Genomic DNA, 19,148 nt, shown 5'->3' with positions numbered 1-19,148 from the left:
CGTCCTCCTTTTATATGGTTCCTATTAAGATTTCGGGTTTCGAAAATATTCTAATAGGAAAATGGCTTTCTCCTATACCTCTATTAACATACATTATTGTGTTGCCTTCTTTAAAGATCCCTCTTAAAAACTTTGTTCCATACTTAGAAGGGGTGTAGATAGCAAATTTGCAAAAAGGCAAACATACTTGTCCTCCGTGAAGATGCCCAGAAAGAATTAGGTCTATTCCTTTTTCTTTTGCTTTGTAGAATATGTCTGGTGTATGACTCAAAAGAATTGAAAAATTTTTGTTGTTAATAGAGTTTACTGCTTCTTCAAATCTGTCGTGGTTTGTAAAAGGGTCTCCTAACCCGATGATATTTATCTTTAAGCCATTTTTTGTAAATTCAGCTGTTTCATTTTCCAAGACTTTGATACCAGCACTTTCAATTTCCTTTTTGAGAGAAACTACATCTTTTACTTTGTAATCCCAATTGCCTAAAACGAAGTATGTTTTTATACCTAAGGCCGAGATTTTTTTAAAAAACTTTTTTGCCTCAAATTTTTTTCGGAAATTTACCACATCGCCGGTAATGAATACAAGATCTGGGTGTTCATTTGAAATAATTTTAAGAATTTTTTTCTCCCTTTTACCTTCTCTTGTGAAATGTAAGTCTGAAATCTGAACAAATTTAATTGAATTTTCTTTGCTAAAATTCAACCTTGTTATTGCTAATTGATTTCTCTCTATAAACACGCCATAAATGAGTAGAGCAAAAATTACAAAAATTGTTAATTTCATCATAATCTTATTTAATTTCTTTTTTTCGTATAAATTGTCCTCCCTCTTTTGTTATCAAAAGCACATCGATAGGTCCTCCAACCGTTTTAGGTCTTGCCTGGAACCTCATTGTATCAATGGTAGTCCTTATGGCAAACACTGCAAAATCAATTGCATCCTGTAGAGGCATGGCATCCCAGGGAATTGGGGCTTTTGGTATTTGTTTGTAATTTCCAAAAGGATCTTTTAAATAAACAGGGTTTAGGACTTCGTTAAGAATATCTCCTTCGCCACCCCAGCTTGCACCATAAACTATTTTTTTTGTTTCAAAATTGAAGTTCAGTCTAATTTTCTCGTTTCTTTTTATGTTTATATGGTATACATAAGGAACACTACTTTTTCCCTCTTTTGTGTATCCTGCAATATGAAAAGAGGTATCTGTGTTAGGAAAAGACCTTTTAAAGAAATCTAACAATTTATCAGCAACACTTTCAACATTATCGTCTATTTGTAGAATCTCTTCTTCAAATTTCTGTATGTAGAAGTCCATAGGAATGCCACCTAAGAATGTTTCTCCAAAGGTTGAAACGCCAATGTTATTTTTACTTATTAAGAATGTTTTATTTACATAATCTGAACTTACAATTGGAATTGGGTTTGTGTTTGGTGCATTTTGCAATTGAATGAATACTGTCTGTCTACTATCCGATGCCATTACTATCCCTGAGGGGACATAAACTGTAACTATTAAAGACATTTTACCTCCTATTTTTATATTATTAAAATTTTTATTTTAAAACTGTTTTTAACTTTAGTGCGGTTTTGTAAGGTAATCAACCTGTTTCTTTGTTAATTTGTCAATTTTGATATTATTTGCCTTAAGAAAAGCATTTGCAACTTTGAGGTCAATTTCCTCGGGCACATCGTATACTTTATTTTCTAACTTGTTTTTAAGTAAGTATTCAGAAGATAACGCCTGAAGTGAGAAAGACAGATCCATAATTTCAATTGGATGACCATCGGCGCAGGCAAGATTTACAAGTCTGCCTTCCCCAAGAACATAGATACTTCTTTTGTTTGGGAGAGTGTACTCAAGGATATTTTTTCTTACCTCTCTTTTTGATACTTTTATCTTTTCAAGTTCGTCGATTTTAACTTCAACATTGAAATGACCAGCATTTGAGAGAATTGCACCATCTTTTAAGTATTCAAAATGTCTTGAATCAATAACATTCGTGTTGCCTGTTGTTGTAACGAAAATGTCACCTATCTTAACTGCCTCTTTCATTTCCATAACTTCGTAACCATCCATATACGCTTCTATTGCCTTGATAGGGTCAACCTCAGTAATTATTACCTTTGCTCCCAATCCTCTTGCCCGCATAGCAACACCTTTACCAACCCAACCAAAACCTGCAACAACCACATTTTTACCTGCTATATTCATATTTGTTGTTCTCATTATTCCATCCCATGTGGATTGTCCCGTGCCATATCTATTGTCAAAAAGATGTTTACATTTACCGTTGTTTACTGCTACCACTGGAAATTTAAGGAGTTTTGCATTCTCTAAGGCTTTATCTCTTGTTATGCCAGTGGTAGTCTCTTCGCAAGCTCCAATTACATTTTTTAGAAGTTCTTTTCTTTTTGTATGTAAAAGATTAACAAGGTCTCCTCCGTCGTCAATTACTATGTGCGGTTTTACATCAAGTGTTTTATTGATATTTTCTAAATGTTCTTCATCTGTCTCATTGTACCAAGCAAACACAGTGATACCAAATTTTTTAAGTGCTTCAACAACGTCGTTTTGGGTGGTAAGAGGATTTGAACCTGAAACATATATATTTGCACCGGCGTTTTTTAGCACAATTGCAAGATTTGCTGTTTTTGCCTCAAGGTGAATTGAAAGCGCAATGTTAATGCCTTTAAAAGGCTTACGCTTTGTAAAATCTTCGTTAATATGTTGAAGGATTTTCATATGGGAATATGCCCATTCTAATTTTTTTTCTCCCTCATTCATTCATAACCTCCTATGGAATTTTATTTTGTATTTTACAGGCTTTTATTGTGTTCTTAAATAACATGAGTGTTGTGAGTGTTCCAATCCCACCTGGAACAGGCGTAATGTAAGATGCAACATCTACCACACTATCAAAGTCTACATCACCAACAATTTTATCGTTTATTTTATTAATACCTACATCGATAACAATTGCTCCTCTTTTAACATAATTTCTGTCTATCATTTTTGGCTTGCCAACTGAAACAACAAGGATGTCAGCCATTTGAGTAATTTGAGAAAGATTTTTAGTGCGAGAATGGCATATTGTTACAGTTGCATTTTCTTGTAAAAGAAGTATTGCCGTAGGTTTGCCAACGATATTACTTCTTCCAACTACTACTGCGTGTTTCCCTTCAATTGTTGCAATAGATTTGATTGCTGCAATAACTGCCTGTGCAGTTGCAGGGGCAAAAAAAGTAGTTCCTTCTAACAATCTTCCCAAATTAACCGGGTTAAAACCGTCAATATCTTTTTCTGGTTGTATTGTTTCTAACACCTTTTTATTGTCTATTCCTTCAGGAAGAGGAAATTCAACAAGTATCCCATGTATGTCTTTTCTCATATTCAGGTTTTTTATGTTAAATAAGAGTTCTCCCTCTGAAATCTCTTTTTTGAATTTGTGGTATTCTACATATATACCAATGTTTTCGCCTTCTTTGATGATGTTTTTTGCATAACTTTCCGAGGCCTTTTCTTCTCCAACTTGAATTACTGCAAGTGAAGGTGTAATTAATCTTTGCTTAAGGCTTTCTGTTTCATTTTTTAATTCAAGCATAATTTTTTTTGCAATCTCTTTTCCGTTAATAATCATTTTTTACCTCCTTTACTTTAGCTCTATTTGTTTTTTAAGTATAATATAAAAGTATGGAAAAACATATAGCAGAAATAATAAAGGTTGATATTGATACTATTGTTGCTGAAACTGGTTTTAAAATAGATTTACCCGTGGGAACTATCCTTGAGACTAAAAATAATTTTAATACATTTTTTGTTGTGCTTCAGTCTTTTTATGAGCAGGAATTCCCCTATGGGAGTGTTAGTTCTTTTGGTTTAAACGAAGAAGATTTAACAAAATCTTATCCACATTTATCAGAATACATTAGGCATTTGTTAGTTATCTTTCCTCTTTTTGAAAGTGATGGGAAAAATTTTTATAGTTTAAGACATTCTATTTACTTAAATCTACTACTATACAAAACAGAGGAAGAGAAGCTTAGAGCACTTTTATTTGACTCACCTCTTGCAAGAGAGCTTTCTTTGATTGATATCCATAAGTATCCTAAAAGAAACAAGGCAATTGTAAATTTTTTAAATAACGTTTTGGGAATAACTTCCGATGTAGAAAAGAGTGAATTGAAAGAGAAGATAGTGGATATGTTATCGAATATCTTTGTAAAAGATTTTGCATCGCTTATTGAGATTGTAAGAGGTATCGAAAATGAGTGATAGAGAAGCAATTGGTTTTATTGTTTCTGGCTCGTTTTTAGAAGGTCTCACTTTTCGTTTACACAAATCAGTAAATGTAGAGAACATAAGGATTGGTGATTATGTAGTAGTTGAAGGTAAGAATTTTGACTTTCTATGTCTTATAGAAGATATAAGGCTTGAAAGCACAACTGATGAAGTATTTTTTGACCCGCCAAAAACTACTTTAGAAAAAAGTGCCATTTCCTCTTTTGTATATGTTGAAATAAGTGTTTTCCCTTTTTTAATGTTTGATAAAAGTTCTGAAACTTCGTATTCTAAATCTATAAAAACACTTCCTGCCCATTTTTCAACAGCTCGGTTTGCCAAAGATGAGGATTTTCAGAAGATCTCTAAAAAAGAAACTTCTTTTTACATTGGAACACCACTTACATCACAATCAAAGATGTTCATCGATTTAGAAAAAGTTGCCATGCGTAATACAGGGCTTTTTGGTATAACAGGTTCTGGTAAATCTTTTCTTGCGCGTATAATTTTTTCAGGTCTTATAAAGAAAAATATCTCAAGTTTGCTTATCTTTGATATGCATAACGAACATGGTTTGCAAACTAAAGATGAAAAAGGAAATTATATTGAATCACTTGCAAGTGTATGCAAGGATAAGGTTAAAATTTTTGATGTTTCAGCTGAGAATAAAGATGCTTCAAACTATATTGTCGTTCCTTATTCAGATATTAATGTTGAAGATGTCGTTTTAATAGGAGATCTTCTTGATTTTTCAGAAAAATCTGCCGAGACTCTTGAAATTGTTGCTTCAAAAAAGGTAGATGAATGGTTTAATTTCTTACTCAACGATTACTCTAAAAAAAGTGAAGAAGAAAAGAAAGATATTTCTTCTTCTCTGGGTGTTGATTTCTCTTCTCTTAATGCTCTCTCAAGACACCTTCAGAAACTGCGCCGATTGGATTTTGTTCATCAATCCGATGAAACAAGTTCAATTGAAAGTATCATTAAAAATCTGAAGGAAGGTAATAGTGTTGTTGTGCAGTTTTCTGGGAAATACAGGGACGATAGGCTTACATACTATTTTGTTTCAAATATCCTCACAAGAAGGATCTACAACGAGTTTGTAAAAGAAGAAGGTAGTAAAAAGCGTGTTACTATTGCAGTGGAAGAGGCACACAAGTTTTTATCTAAGCAGTATCAATATAACAATGTCTTTGGAAAGATTGCACGTGAATTACGTAAATTTAATGTGACTCTATTTATTATTGACCAAAGGCCTAGTGAAATAGACCCAGAAGTGCTTTCACAAATTGGCACACGTTTTGTTATGGAACTTAAGGATAGTAAAGATATAGATGCGGTATTTCAGGGAGTTGGCAATGAGAAAAGGTTATCAAGGGTGCTTTCTACATTAGAGCAAGGACAAGCTCTTGTGATTGGCTTTGCAGCAGAGTTTCCGATGTCAATTAATGTAAGAAAATACGATGAAACTTTTATTAAAGAAATTAAAGCAACGTATGTTACCAAAGAAAAAAAAGCCGTTGATGATATTTATTAAAGGAGGTAAAAAATGTTTCCAGTACTTATAGAAATTGGAAAATTTCAGTTAAGGACTTATGGGGTATTGGTTGCAATTGCTTCTATTGTAGGTATTTTTACTGCTTTAAAGTATGTTGTTAAAAAAGGTGTTGAGGAAGACGCTTTTCTTAACGTTGTAATATTTACACTTATTTTTGGTATCTTAGGAGCAAGGGTCTTTTGGGTATTTGTTTCACCGTATCTTTCAACTTACTTAAAAAATCCTATTTCTATCTTGGCATTTTGGGAAGGTGGTCTTTCGTTTGAAGGCATGCTTTTGGGTGGTTTGTTAGGTCTTTATATTTTTGCGCGAGTTTACAAGATCCCTTTTAAAACAGTCCTTGATAGTGGAGCGTTAGGAGTATCAATAGGTTATGGCATTGGGAAGTTTGCCTGCTTTTTCAATGGATGTTGCTATGGGAAACCTGTTCCAGATTGGTGGCCTAATTTTTTTCCTTTTTCTCTTATTTTTACAAATCCTAAATCTCAGTGTGATTTGTTAAATACACCTCTTTACCCTGCTCAATTATTGAATGCCTTAAGTGGTCTTATTACCTTTGCGATTCTTTTATTAATTCTTAGGAAAAACAAAAACCTTCATGAGGGAAAACTTTTTGTTTACTTTTCTTTAATTTTCTCCCCAATGTTATTTTTAATTGAATTTATAAGATATATCCCAAATAATTTTCTTGGCTTAACACCTAATCAGTGGTTTGCTATTGGCTTTGTTATTTTTGGGTTGTTGTTTGATTATTTTAATAGGCGGCAAAAATTGCAAACGGTTCAGTAAAAGTTCATCCTGAGAGTTTTTTTCTCTGTCATCCTGAGCGTAAGTGAAGGATCTCATCTTTTAGGGATACTCTTTCAAAACTCTTTCCTGAATAACAAAAAACATAAAAGGTATGAGATTCTTCGTCTTCAAAAAGACGCCTCCTCAGAATGTACCGTGTTGTGTCACCCTGAGCCATCTTTGTGAAGGATCTTATTCTTTTGGGGGAGTATCGAGGGGGATTATTTCACCCCCTCGAATTAAAGGATGAGATTCTTCCTAGCTCACTAAGTTCGCTCGTCAGAATGACTGCAGGGGAGATTCGCCTCGTAATGATGACTCCACAAAGGCAAAAGACGCTTCGTCAGAACAACACCGTTGGGCTTACGCCTTCAGAAATGACTAAGAGGGGTTTTACTTCGAAATACTTTTACCTTCACACATTATTTTATATTTGCTTCAAGGACTACTATTCTATTTCCTTTTAGTGTCTTACTTGTAATATCTAATTCTTCAAGTTTTTCAAATTCTTTACCTTTTAAAAATTCATCAACAGTTTTAATGTTTAGTGTTGCGCCTTTTAATTTGTAGTGCATTGGTATTACAATTTTGGGTTTAAAAGTTTCTATTAGTTTATCTACTTCTTCAGGTCCTATTGTGTAATAGCCGCCAACTGGCATAAGAAAAATGTTAGCATCTTTTAAAAACTTTGTTTGCTTTTCATTGAACTTGATATCTCCAAGATCTGATAGATGAACAACCGATACACCATCATCATCGGTTATTTTAAATAGGTTTACAGTACCCCTTTCATGCCCAAGTTTTGTATCATGATATGCAAGGATACTTTCAAACTTGGTAGAGCCAATTGCTTCATTTATTTCTCCTTTCAAAACCTTTGAGTATCTTGGAACAAATTTTACTGCATTATGGTCAAAATGTTCGTGCGAAATTGTAACTACGTCAACCTCTGGAAAATTTACTCTATACCCCAACGATGGATCATACGGATCTGTTAGAACCTTTAGATTATTTGTTTCAATTAAAAAACTTGAATGCCCAAAATATCTAATACGCATTCTACCACCTCCTTAGAAAATTATACTCTTTTTTGGTAAAATTGTTCTATGACTGGTTTCACACATTTAACCTTTAGTTTGATGTTGTTTGGGAGTGCAACCCCTGTTGATATTTTTCTTGTAGGAGCAGGGAGTTTGTTTCCCGATATTGATTTAATAAACTCTGGTTTCCAAAAGAAATCAAAAAATGGAGTTTCGTTTAAGCACCGTGGAATAATGCATACTCCGTTTCTTGCTCTTTGTATCTTTCTTTTCTACTATATGATTTTTAGGAATTATATGATTTTTCCCTTTATTATTGGTTATCTTTCTCATATTTTTTTAGATTTTCTTACGGTAAGTGGGGTGCCAATTCTTTACCCAATAAGTAAAAACAGATTCAACTTAATGAGAATAAAAACAGGCAGTAGTATTGATAAAAATTTGGGGATTCTTTTTTTATTCTTATTTGTTTTGAGATTCCTTAAGCTTTTTTAAGAAAAATTCTGTTGCTTCTTTGTATTTCCCATCTTTTAATAGTTTAATCCCGTATTCAATTGCTTGTTTCTCATCTAATTCAGCCTTGATTTCCTTTTCTTTAGGTTCTTCATTTTCTTTACTCACAGGTTCTTTAACTTCTTCTTTTTTAATCTCTATCTTTTGGGGTTCGTTTACCATTTTTACAGTTTCTTTTTCAAAAGCTAATTCTTTGTATTTTTCTTCAAAATAACCTATGATAGGTTTTTCGTTTTTAAAGAGTGTAATTAATTCTTGAAATTCGTCTTCTTTTGGTTCGTTTATAGTTTCTAAATCTAAGTTTATCCATTGGTATTTGGAAAGAGGATTTGCTTTAAAAGCTTTTTTAAAGTATTCATTTGCTTTGTTTTGGTTATTAAGATATTCGTCTAAAATCTTACCTGTAAGAAATAAAGCATGCGGGTAATCTGGGAACGAAGTAAAAACACTTTCTAAGACTTTAAGGATTTTCTCATAATTACCTATTTTATAGTATGCTTCTGCAAGTCCAATTTTAAATATCGGATCATTGGGACTTGATTTTGCAAGTTCTTCAATAACATTCACAAATTCTTTTCTTGCAAGGTTTTCTTCAGAAAATATTATTGTAAGTTTTTCATCTTCTTTCTCGTTTGTTATAGAAATTAAAGCGTTCCTATCATAAGGAGTTGCAAAAGATATTGCCTTTGCAAAGAGTTCTTTTGCGGATTTTCCTTCTTTCAAATTTACTAAACCTTTGAATAAGTAAGAATAATGGTTTTCGGGATCAATATTTAAAGCGTATTTAAAAGCAACATTTGCATCTTTTATATTGCCTTTATTAAGATAGTTAATTCCCCTAAACAGTTCGTAATGTGTGCAGGGATTAGGACTGTCAATTGAGAGTCTTTCAGAATAGTCTTCGATTGTTTTAAAATCACGTAAAAGTAAACTGTAAGAGAGGAGCAAAAGATTTAATATATGCGAATAAGGATTTACTCTGAGTTGGTATTTAATTATATCCCTCCTATCGTAAATTTCGTTTTCCCTCATAAAAACCCTCCTTTATTGCTTCATAATTTTCCTCATAATACTTTACTGCAACTTTTATATTTTCCAAAATTTCTGAAGAAGTAATTCCTTCCTTATAATTTTTTTGGATTAGGTCGGATATAAGTCCATGAAGGTAAACCCCAAGGATAACTCCATCTAAAACATTATTTTTCCTAACTACTTGTGAAGCGATTAATCCAACGAGAATATCTCCGCTCCCAGGTGTTGCAAGAACAGGGTTACCAGATGTATTTATGTATATTTTGCCATCTGCACCAATGAGTGTATTAGGACCTTTAAGGACAATGATTGAATTTAAACTTTTCATTGCTTCAAAAAGGTATGAGAACCTATCTTTTTCTATATTCTCTCTCGGTTGCATTATCAACCTTGAAAATTCACCTATATGAGGTGTAAGAATTGTTTCATAATTTCTTTCTTTAAGCACTTCTAAGTGCCTTGAGAGTATTGTAAGACCATCTCCATCAACAATAACTGGTTTTTTAACATTTTTGATAGTTTCAATAACAAGCTTTTCTGTATCTTCATCAATTGAAAGCCCAGAACCAATTGCAACGATGTCAACATTTGAAGAAAATTCGACTAATTTTTGTATATTTTTTGCCGATACCGTATGGTTTTCGGATTCAATCATTGGCATTAACACTACTTCTTTTGCGCTTGCTAAAACAACTTTTCCTACACTTTCGGTTGTTGCAAGGAATGAAACCCCACCCCCACCTTTTATAAAAGATAGTGAGTTGAAAAAAGGTGCACCAAAATACTTGTCTGACCCTGCAATGAATAAGGCTTTCCCAAGGCTTCCTTTATGTGCGTTTCTATCTCTTTGTTGCATGGGTTCTACATAGTGTATTTGAACATTTATATTTTCTGAATCTGTTAGTTGAGGAGGATACGATATATGTGAAACAATTAGTTTTCCTACGTATTCGTTCCCTGGGTATGAAAAAAAGCCTCTCTTTGGTAGGCCAAAGGTTATTGTATAGTTGGCTTTTACCGCAACACTGAGAATTTGGCCGTTGTTTGCGTCTATTCCTGAGGGAATATCAACAGCAATAATACTTTTCCCTGAATTATTTATTTCCATAATGAGTTCTTTTAATTTTCCATCGATGGGTCTATTTAAACCCACACCGAAAATACCGTCAATAATTACAGTGCTTGTTGCTAATTCGTGTAGGATGACCCTATTAACTCCATTGTATTCCAATATCTCTATAGGATAGTTAGTAAGAATTTCAAGATTCTTTAAAGCAAGGTCTTTGAATTTATTTTTGTTAGTAACTAAACAAACTGTTACTTTTGCAAAATGTGACGAGAGTTTTCTTGCAACTGCAAGTGCATCTCCTCCGTTGTTGCCTGGACCAGCAAAAACAAGGAATTTATTATTAAACCCGATTTTGTTCTCGATAAAGTGAAATACTGAAGATGAAGCATTTTCCATTAGGATTTCACTAGTCAAGCCAAGTGATACTGCAAGTTTATCGAGTTGTGAAATTTCTTCTTTAGTCGCTACTTTCATATTTCAACCCTTATTGCAAGTCCTATTGCAAAATCTTTCTCATGAGAAATGGAGATAAATACATTTTGATAACCCCGTAAAAAAATTTTCCCATCGGCATTTTGTAAGATGCAGATTTCTTTAAAAGAAATGTTTTTATCGAAAGCTTTTTTAATTGCCTCTTTAACTGCAAATCTGCCACCAACAAACTCTGCTTTATTTTCTCTTTTGTTAGCTTCTTCTATTTCCTCTTTACATAACACCCTTTCCAGAAATTTCTTACCATAACATTGAAGAAGCTTTTCAATTCTTTTTAAGTTTACAATATCAACACCCACTCCTTTTATCATCACAACTCATTATAACAAAAAGCGTAATTTTTAAAAATAAAATACTTTTGATAGAATGAGTATGAGTTATTAAATTTTAAGGAGATGCCTATGAAAAGAGAAGAATTAGAAATTTTAAGAGCACTATGGAAGAATCCTTTGGATATTTGGGAACTTTTAATACATTACGATAACGACATTAAAGGATTTTACGATACTTTGGAATCGCTTAAGAAACATAATCTTATAGATTTTGAAGAAACTCTAATTAAAATTACTCCAAAAGGAATTGATTATTTAAAAGAATCTCATGCAATTCCCTATATAGAAACAAAATGTCCGTCTTGCAAAGGACTCTTATACGACACAACTAAATTTAAAGAAGTTTTAGAAAAATTCTCCGAGATATTTGCAAGTAGACCCTCTGAGACAACAGAATTCGACCAAGGTGTAGTGCCAGAAGAAAATTCCATTCGACGCCTTGAATTTGTTTACGAAAGAGGAGATCTTGAGGGTAAAGAAATCCTATTTTTAGGTGATGATGATTTAACAAGTGTTGCCTTTGCTTTAACAAATCTTCCGAAAAGGATCGTTGTGTTAGATGTGGATAAAAGGATAATTGATTATATTAACACTGTTGCAAAAAGGCATAATCTCAATTTGGAAGCCTTCTTATATAACGCAAAGGATAGAATCAAAGAAGATTTTGTTGGTAAATTTGACGTTTTTCTTACCGACCCAGTTGAAACAGTAAAAGGGATGGTGCTTTTCTTATCAAGATGTGCAATCACACTTAAAGGAGAAAAATCCTCAGGGTATTTTGGTTTAAGCCATCTTGAGTCTTCCTTAAAGAAATGGCATGAAGTTGAGAAAAATCTACTTGAAATGAATCTTGTAATAACGGATGCTTTAAGAGATTTTAACGGATACTTACTTGTAGGAGAAAGGATTTTGCACGAGCATTACTATGTTGTGGAGAAGTCTCCTGTAAAAGTTAATCCTCCATATAAACTTTGGTACAGATCAACTTTTATAAGGGTTGAGTTAATTGATAAACCTAATCCAAAATTTACGGAAGATTTAGAATGGGGGAGAGACCTCTATTTTGATGACGAAACTTACGTAGTGAGGCCATAATAATGCTTTCGAAAGTAAAAACAATAAGCATTCACGGATTGGAAGGTTTTGAAGTTTTAGTAGAGGTTGATATTGGTGCAGGTATGCCCTCTTTTACAATTGTAGGGCTTCCTGCTGAAAGTATTGAAGAATCTAAAGATAGAGTTAGAAGTGCCATAAAAAATTCAGGGTATGATTTTCCAATTAAAAAAATTGTTGTAAATCTTGCACCAGCTGATGTAAGAAAGGAAGGCTCCTATTTTGATTTACCAATTGCCATAGCAATACTTTTGGATATTGGTGCCATAAAAGATAAGAATGCTGTTTCCGATTTTTATTTTATTGGTGAACTATCTCTTGATGGAAGTATCCGTAAAATAATTGGTGCTTTGCCTATGGTTTCCGAACTTAAGAAAGGATCAAAAGTTATTGCTCCTTTTGATTTAGTTGATGAAATTAGTGTGTTAGATAATGTGGATGTTTATTTTGTAAAGCACATAAAAGAAGTTGTAGAGTTTTTTAACGGTGATAGAGTTTTAGAACCCATTAAAAAAGATATAAACGATCTTCTTAAGGAAGATTATAATTTTGAAGAAGATTTTTCTGATATAAAAGGTCAGATACAAGCAAAAAGAGCTGTAGAAATTGCAGTTGCAGGCGGCCACAACTTGGTGATGGTTGGCAGTCCTGGTTCTGGAAAAACACTCATTGCAAGAAGGATCCCTACGATTTTTCCTCCATTAACAAAAGAAGAATCAATTGAGATTTCAAAGATTTACAGTGTCTCTAATATGCTTAATAACGGCTTTATTAACAAACGGCCATTCCGTTCACCTCATTCTTCTGCTACACTTCCTTCAATTATTGGAGGAGGTAACCCAGTTAAACCCGGTGAGGTGAGTTTAGCACACAATGGGGTGCTATTCCTTGATGAGTTCCCAGAATTTAAAAGAGAAGTCTTAGAATCTCTTAGGCAACCCATGGAGGATGGACACATTGTTATTGCAAGGGCGAAAGAGAGACTACAATTTCCAGCTAATTTTATGCTTGTTGCAGCAATGAATCCTTGTCCGTGTGGTTGGTATGGAGACCCAGAACACCCATGCACCTGCTCGATTTCTGAGATAAGAAGATACAGAAACAGGGTATCAGGTCCAATTTGGGATAGATTTGATTTGCAGGTTGATGTGCCTAGACTTTTACCAAATGAGCTTGTAGGAGAAAATAAGAGTGAAACTTCTAAAGAAATAAGAGAAAGAGTAATAAAAGCAAGAGAAATTCAAAACCGAAGATACGCTAATACTTCCATTAAAAACAACGCTTCCTTAACTCCGAGATCAATTAAAGAGTTTATTAAATTAGGTAACGAAGAGAAGGCTTTCTTGGAAAACATTTCATCTAAACTCGGGCTAACTGGAAGAAGTTATGACAAAATTCTAAAGGTTGCACGCACTATAGCAGACCTTGAAGGAAGTGCTTCCGTCTGTTTACCTCACCTTGCAGAAGCCTTACAATACAGGTTTAATCTTTCTATTTGAGGAACCATACAATATCTACTACACCAACTAATAAACCAAAAAGAAAGCCCATCAAAACTTCTATAAAAGAGTGTCCTATAAGTTCTTTAAACGCCTCAACCTCTAAAATATCTCTTAGCCTTTTTCCGATAGATGTCTCAAAGAAAAATTCGTTTAGTAGTTCTGCGTGTTTTCCGACCTCTTTTCTTACAGAAAGAGCATCAACTATAACAATTGAAGAAAAAACGAATGCAATTGTAAAGTATGGTGAATTAAACCCGTATTTTGCTCCTAATAGGACTGTAAGGGTTGTTACCGTTGCTGTGTGGGAGCTTGGTCTTCCGCCCGTTGAGATAAGAAGTTGCCAATCCCATTTTTTTTCAATAATGTAGGAAAATATCACCTTTAGAAATTGCGCTGAAATGTTTGAAATAATCGAGGCAATTAAGATATTGTTTTCTAATATCTCATTTATCACTTTCATGCTATAATTTTACCATGAAGGAGAAAAATCTTAAAACCCTTTTACCTTATGGAAATTTTGAGAAAGTTCTTTTACATATATGTTGTGCACCAGATGCAACTTACCCAGTTTTATATTTAAGAGGAAGGCATTACGATGTAACTGGCTTTTTTTACAATCCAAACATACATCCAATAAGTGAATACGAAAAAAGACTTAATGAAGTTGTTAAACTTTCAAAGATTTTAAGTTTTCCACTTATTAAAGGGGATTATTACTTTGATGTTATCAAAAAATGGTTCTCGATGGTAGATGATTTTAAAAATGACGAAGAAGGTAGCTATAGGTGTTTTCTCTGTTATAGGGAACGGCTTGAAGTAACTGCAAAACTTGCTAAAACAATGAATTTTGATTACTTTACCACTACTATTACAATCAGTCCACATAAACGATCGGACTGGGTATTTGAAATCGCAAAAGAGATTGAAGTAAAAGAACATGTTAAATTTTTGTATGTAGATTTCAAAAAAAGAAATGGGTTTAAATCAAGCGTTATTTTAAGCAGGTTTTATAATCTTTACAGGCAGAATTACTGCGGTTGCATTTTCTCCAAATTTAACCGCAAGGGTTCATAAAATTGCCTTTTAATGTAGTTTTTATCGTATCTAAATAGAATTTTGAATTTTTTTTCAAAATTCCCTCTCTACCCTCTTGACTTAAAATTTCTTTTTTGCTATTATTGTAATCGCTGAGACTCAAAACAGAGTGTAAGCAAAATAAAAAACTGTTAAGAGTTTACCTCTTGACAGAAAAAAAATAAGTAGTAAAATGTATAATGCCTAAGATAGGCAAGTTGGTTTTAGTGGATTGTACCTTGAAAACTAAACAGCGAAATTAGGACCCTTAAATATTTTCGGAGAGTTTGATCCTGGCTCAGGATGAACGCTGGCGGCGTGCCTTACACATGCAAGTCGAGCGGAGAAGATTTCCATGGCAACATGGAGATCTTCTTAGCGGCAAACGGGTGAGTAATGGATGAGCAATCTACCCCGAAGACGGGGATAGCCACTCGAAAGGGTGGGTAATACCCGATAATGTTAGAAAACTTCGGTTTTCTAAAGAAAGATGGCGTAAGCTATCGCTTTGGGATGAGCTCATCTCCTATCAGCTAGTTGGTGAGGTAACGGCTTACCAAGGCTACGACGGGTAGCTGGCCTGAGAGGGTGGTCAGCCACATTGGGACTGAGACACGGCCCAGACTCCTACGGGAGGCAGCAGTGGGGAATATTGGTCAATGGGCGAAAGCCTGAACCAGCGACGCCGCGTGGAGGATGAAGGCCGAAAGGTCGTAAACTCCTTTTGCAAGGGAAAAAGGGAAGTGTTCGAATAGGGCACTATCCTTGATGGTACCTTGCGAATAAGCCCCAGCCAACTACGTGCCAGCAGCTGCGGTAAAACGTAGGGGGCGAGCGTTATCCGGAATTACTGGGTGTAAAGGGTACGCAGGCGGATTTGTAAGTTGGATGTAAAAACTCAGGGCTTAACCTTGAGCTTGCATCCAAAACTGCAAGTCTAGAGAGCAGGAGAGGGGAGTGGAATTCCCGGTGTAGGGGTAAAATCCGTAGATATCGGGAGGAACACCAGTAGCGAAGGCGACTCCCTGGCCTGTCTCTGACGCTCAGGTACGAAAGCGTGGGTAGCAAACAGGATTAGATACCCTGGTAGTCCACGCCCTAAACAATGGGTGCTTGGTGTTGGAGGGTAATTCCTTCAGTGCCGGAGCTAACGCGTTAAGCACCCCACCTGGGTAGTACGGCCGCAAGGTTGAAACTCAAAGGAATTGACGGGGACCCGCACAAGCAGCGAGGCATGTGGTTTAATTCGATGCTACACGAAGAACCTCACCTGGGCTTGACATGCATGTGAAAAGCCGAAGAAACTCGGCTCCCCATAGGGGTTACACCCTATGGCACATGCACAGGTGCTGCATGGTTGTCGTCAGCTCGTGTCGTAAGATGTACGGTTAAGTCCGTGAACGAGCGCAACCCCTGCCATTAGTTGCTAATAAGCTTTGGCTTATGCACTCTAATGGGACTGCCAGCGATAAGCTGGAGGAAGGTGGGGATGACGTCAAATCCTCATGGCCCTTATGCCCAGGGCTACACACATGCGACAATGGTCAGGACAATGCGTTGCGAACCAGCGATGGGGAGCTAATCGCAAAAAACTGTCCCCAGTACGGATTGAAGGTTGCAATTTACCTTCATGAAGCTGGAGTTGCTAGTAACCGCCGGTCAGCTATACGGCGATGAATACGTTCCCGGGTCTTGTACACACCGCCCGTCACACCACCCGAGTTGCGTGCACCAGAAGGGGCTCTGTGAGTTCCGAAGGTGTGCGTGATGAGGAGGGTGAAGTCGTAACAAGGTAGGTGTACGAGAACGTGCGCCTGGATCACCTCCTTTCTAAGGAGCTTTTTGAAAAAGGTGTGTTATTTTCTTTGAAAATTTTAATCCTAGTTTTCGCTGTTTAGTTTTGAGGGCACAGTCCCTCCGCTAAAATTGTTTGATTGTACCTTGAAAACTGCAAATGGGTATAGTAAATTAGTAAGGGCACATGACGGATGCCTTGGTGCACGGAGCCGATGAAGGACGCAGCAAGCCTGCGATAGGCCACGGGGAGCTGCAAGACAAGCTTTGATCCGTGGATCTCCGAATGAGGAAACTCGTACGAGCCAAACTCGTACATCTTTACCTGAATACATAGGGTAAAGAGGGGAACCGTGGGAACTGAAACATCTTAGTACCACAAGGAAAAGAAATCAACCGAGATTCCCTGAGTAGTGGCGAGCGAAAGGGGAATAGCCCAAACCACTTGTGTGCAGAAGCTCGCGGGCGTTGCACAAGTGGGGTAGTGGGACAAGTCATTTTCCCCCCGCGAGGGGAAAGTGGAGTTAAAAATGAATTGTTTAGTTGAACGCTTTGGAAAGAGCGACCAAAGAGGGTGATAGTCCCGTAAGCGAAAAACAATTTACTCCTAGGCTTGATCCCAAGTACCGCGGGACACGTGGAACCCCGCGGGAATCAGGGAGGACCACCTTCCAAGGCTAAATACTCCGGCAACCGATAGTGAACATAGTACCGCGAGGGAAAGGTGAAAAGAACCCCGGGAGGGGAGTGAAATAGATTCTGAAATCATGTGCCTACAATGGGTAGGAGGGCTATGGAGCAGCAATGCTTCAGCCTGACTGCGTGCCTATTGAAGTATGACCCAAGGAGTTGATGGCAGTGGCAAGGCTAAGGGGTGAAACCTGGAGCCGTAGCGAAAGCGAGTCCGAATAGGGCGTCTAGTCGCTGTCATCAGACTCGAAACCAGGTGGCCAACCCATGGCCAGGGTGAAACGGGTGTAAGAGCCCGTGGAGGCCCGAACCGGTCGGGGGAAAAAACTCGTCGGATGAGCTGTGGGTAGGAGAGAAATTCTAACCGAACCTGGAGATAGCTAGTTCTCGCCGAAATGCATTTAGGTGCAGCGGTAGGTAATTAGCACATGGAGGTAGAGCTCTGGATGGGCTAGGGGTCTTACCAGACTTCCGAACCCAACCAAACTTTGAATGCCGTGTTGCCGTATCCTACCAGTGAGTCGGTGGGCTCTAAGGTCCATCGTCGAGTAGGGAAACAACCCAGATCGTCTGCTAAGGTCCCTAAAGTAGACTAAGTGCATCAAAGGATGTGGGACTGCTTAGACAGCTAGGAGGTTAGCTCAGAAGCAGCTATCCTTTAAAGAGTGCGTAACAGCTCACTAGTCGAGCGGTCCTGCGCCGAAAATGTTCGGGGCTAAGTCTACTACCGAAGCAGCGGGTTTAAGATATCTTTGGGTATCTTAAGCGGTAGGCGAGCGTTCTATCCACAGAGAAGGCATACCGTAAGGAGTGCTGGAGTGGATAGAAGTGAGAATCTTGGGTTGAGTAACGAAAAGCAGGGTGAGAATCCCTGCCGCCGTAAGTCTAAGGTTTCCTGGGGAAGGTTCGTCCGCCCAGGGTTAGTCGGGCCTAAGCCGAGGCCGAAAGGCGTAGGTGATGGACAACAGGTTAATATTCCTGTACCGCATATTTTCCGTTATCAGGATGGGGTGACGGAGAAGGATAGACCAAGCGTGGTTCTGGTCGTCCACGTCCAAGCTGGTAGGAGGCATCTGGAGGCAAATCCCTGGATGCGTTAACTCTGAGAAGCGATGGGGAGCCGCAAGGTGAAGTGGTTGATTCCATGCTCACGAGAAAAACCTCTAACGAGGAAAGTATGCGCCCGTACCGCAATCCAACACAGGTAGACGAGGAGCACGCTCCTAAGGCGTTCGAAAGAATCCTCTTCAAGGAACTCGGCAAGTTTGCCCCGTAACTTCGGGAGAAGGGGTGCCTGAAGGGGTGGAAGGAACTTAGCTTCTTTCTGCTCTTTCGGGTCTCAGTAAACAGGCTCAGGCGACTGTTTAACAAAAACACAGGTCTCTGCTAAGTCGTTAAGACGACGTATAGGGGCCGACGCTTGCCCGGTGCCGGAAGGTTATAGGGAGGGGTTAGCTAGCGCAAGCTGGCGAAGCTCCGAACTTAAGCCCCGGTGAACGGCGGCCGTAACTATAACGGTCCTAAGGTAGCGAAATACCTTGTCGGGTAAGTTCCGACGCGCATGAAAAGCGTAACGATCTGAGCGCCGTCTCGAAGAGGAATTCGGTGAAATAACGGTGGTCGTGCAGACGCGGCCTACCCGTAGCAGGACGGAAAGACCCCGTGGAGCTTTACTGTACCCTGATACTGAACTTCGGTATACTATGTATAGGATATGTGGGAGGCTGAGAACCTAGGGCGCCAGCTCTAGGGGAGCCAGCGGTGGAATACCACACTTGGTATACTGAAGTTCTAACTCCATTCCCTAATCGGGAGGGAGGACAATGTCAGGCGGGCAGTTTGACTGGGGCGGTCGCCTCCTAAAAGGTAACGGAGG

General features: G+C 37.3%; 16 protein-coding genes and 2 rRNA genes. 9 read left to right on the top strand and 9 right to left on the bottom strand.

Annotation, left to right across the window (positions count from 1 at the left end):
• Positions 1 to 10: 10 nt before the first annotated feature.
• The 4 genes from K6343_05570 to K6343_05555 are packed head-to-tail and all read right to left on the bottom strand — an operon-like array spanning position 11 to position 3,633.
• Positions 11 to 781 carry a metallophosphoesterase gene (locus K6343_05570; protein ID MEF3245427.1) on the bottom strand — a complete coding sequence of 257 codons (771 nt, stop codon included), beginning with the start codon at positions 779 to 781 and terminating at the stop codon, positions 11 to 13.
• Between the two features lie 7 nt (positions 782 to 788).
• Positions 789 to 1,517 carry a hypothetical protein gene (locus tag K6343_05565; protein ID MEF3245426.1) on the bottom strand — a complete coding sequence of 243 codons (729 nt, stop codon included), beginning with the start codon at positions 1,515 to 1,517 and terminating at the stop codon, positions 789 to 791.
• A gap of 54 nt (positions 1,518 to 1,571) precedes the next feature.
• Positions 1,572 to 2,780, bottom strand: coding sequence for an adenosylhomocysteinase (locus K6343_05560; GenBank protein ID MEF3245425.1), 1,209 nt, complete (start codon positions 2,778 to 2,780; stop codon positions 1,572 to 1,574).
• A 10-nt stretch (positions 2,781 to 2,790) separates the two neighbouring features.
• Positions 2,791 to 3,633: a bifunctional 5,10-methylenetetrahydrofolate dehydrogenase/5,10-methenyltetrahydrofolate cyclohydrolase gene (locus K6343_05555; GenBank protein ID MEF3245424.1), complete on the bottom strand. Its 843-nt coding sequence runs from the start codon at positions 3,631 to 3,633 to the stop codon at positions 2,791 to 2,793.
• A 53-nt stretch (positions 3,634 to 3,686) separates the two neighbouring features.
• Here K6343_05555 and K6343_05550 point away from each other — a divergent pair, with 53 nt between their 5' ends.
• The 3 genes from K6343_05550 to lgt are packed head-to-tail and all read left to right on the top strand — an operon-like array spanning position 3,687 to position 6,621.
• Positions 3,687 to 4,268, top strand: coding sequence for a hypothetical protein (locus K6343_05550; GenBank protein ID MEF3245423.1), 582 nt, complete (start codon positions 3,687 to 3,689; stop codon positions 4,266 to 4,268).
• Positions 4,261 to 5,811 (top strand): ATP-binding protein, encoded by a 1,551-nt coding sequence (locus tag K6343_05545; protein ID MEF3245422.1) that lies wholly within the window; start codon positions 4,261 to 4,263, stop codon positions 5,809 to 5,811. The genes K6343_05550 and K6343_05545 overlap by 8 nt, the downstream gene beginning before the upstream one ends.
• Before the next feature lie 12 nt (positions 5,812 to 5,823).
• Positions 5,824 to 6,621: a prolipoprotein diacylglyceryl transferase gene (lgt, locus tag K6343_05540; protein ID MEF3245421.1), complete on the top strand. Its 798-nt coding sequence runs from the start codon at positions 5,824 to 5,826 to the stop codon at positions 6,619 to 6,621.
• Positions 6,622 to 7,043: 422 nt separating this feature from the next.
• On the opposite strand, the gene K6343_05535 is transcribed toward lgt, so the two are convergent.
• Positions 7,044 to 7,679, bottom strand: coding sequence for an MBL fold metallo-hydrolase (locus tag K6343_05535; GenBank protein ID MEF3245420.1), 636 nt, complete (start codon positions 7,677 to 7,679; stop codon positions 7,044 to 7,046).
• A gap of 48 nt (positions 7,680 to 7,727) precedes the next feature.
• Here K6343_05535 and K6343_05530 point away from each other — a divergent pair, with 48 nt between their 5' ends.
• Positions 7,728 to 8,156, top strand: coding sequence for a metal-dependent hydrolase (locus K6343_05530; GenBank protein MEF3245419.1), 429 nt, complete (start codon positions 7,728 to 7,730; stop codon positions 8,154 to 8,156).
• Here K6343_05530 and K6343_05525 read toward each other — a convergent pair.
• The 3 genes from K6343_05525 to acpS are packed head-to-tail and all read right to left on the bottom strand — an operon-like array spanning position 8,124 to position 11,078.
• A complete protein-coding gene (locus K6343_05525) occupies positions 8,124 to 9,206 on the bottom strand; it encodes a hypothetical protein (GenBank protein MEF3245418.1) in 1,083 nt (360 codons plus the stop codon). The two genes, K6343_05530 and K6343_05525, sit on opposite strands and share 33 nt — an antisense overlap.
• The gene (locus K6343_05520; GenBank protein MEF3245417.1) at positions 9,181 to 10,749 is read right to left on the bottom strand and encodes an NAD(P)H-hydrate dehydratase; all 1,569 of its coding nucleotides are present in this window, start codon (positions 10,747 to 10,749) and stop codon (positions 9,181 to 9,183) included. Before K6343_05520 ends, K6343_05525 begins: the two co-directional genes overlap by 26 nt.
• Positions 10,746 to 11,078, bottom strand: a complete 333-nt coding sequence (acpS, locus tag K6343_05515) for a holo-ACP synthase (protein ID MEF3245416.1) — start codon at positions 11,076 to 11,078, stop codon at positions 10,746 to 10,748. Before acpS ends, K6343_05520 begins: the two co-directional genes overlap by 4 nt.
• Before the next feature lie 90 nt (positions 11,079 to 11,168).
• Between acpS and K6343_05510 the strand changes: the two genes are divergently transcribed.
• Together K6343_05510 and K6343_05505 are read left to right on the top strand one after the other, a co-directional pair.
• Entirely contained in the window at positions 11,169 to 12,194 is a 1,026-nt protein-coding gene (locus tag K6343_05510) for a bis-aminopropyl spermidine synthase family protein (GenBank protein MEF3245415.1), read from the top strand.
• Positions 12,195 to 12,196: 2 nt separating this feature from the next.
• On the top strand, positions 12,197 to 13,711 hold the full coding sequence (locus tag K6343_05505; protein MEF3245414.1) for a YifB family Mg chelatase-like AAA ATPase: 1,515 nt from the start codon (positions 12,197 to 12,199) through the stop codon (positions 13,709 to 13,711).
• Here K6343_05505 and K6343_05500 read toward each other — a convergent pair.
• On the bottom strand, positions 13,704 to 14,174 hold the full coding sequence (locus K6343_05500) for a divergent PAP2 family protein (protein ID MEF3245413.1): 471 nt from the start codon (positions 14,172 to 14,174) through the stop codon (positions 13,704 to 13,706). The genes K6343_05505 and K6343_05500 overlap by 8 nt on opposite strands.
• A 14-nt stretch (positions 14,175 to 14,188) precedes the next feature.
• On the opposite strand from K6343_05500, the gene K6343_05495 reads away from it, so the two are divergent.
• From K6343_05495 to K6343_05485, 3 genes are all read left to right on the top strand, one after another.
• Complete coding sequence (locus K6343_05495) at positions 14,189 to 14,788, top strand: epoxyqueuosine reductase QueH (protein MEF3245412.1); 600 nt, start codon at positions 14,189 to 14,191, stop codon at positions 14,786 to 14,788.
• Between the two features lie 275 nt (positions 14,789 to 15,063).
• A 16S ribosomal RNA gene (locus K6343_05490) occupies positions 15,064 to 16,618 on the top strand.
• A 131-nt stretch (positions 16,619 to 16,749) separates the two neighbouring features.
• Positions 16,750 to 19,148, top strand: a 23S ribosomal RNA gene (locus K6343_05485); the annotation flags it as partial.

It is taken from the genome of Caldisericaceae bacterium (assembly GCA_036574215.1).
Classification (GTDB): Bacteria; Caldisericota; Caldisericia; order Caldisericales; family Caldisericaceae; genus Caldisericum.
Note: the sequence above shows the minus strand (reverse complement) of the source record. Positions and strands in the feature narration are given on the sequence as shown.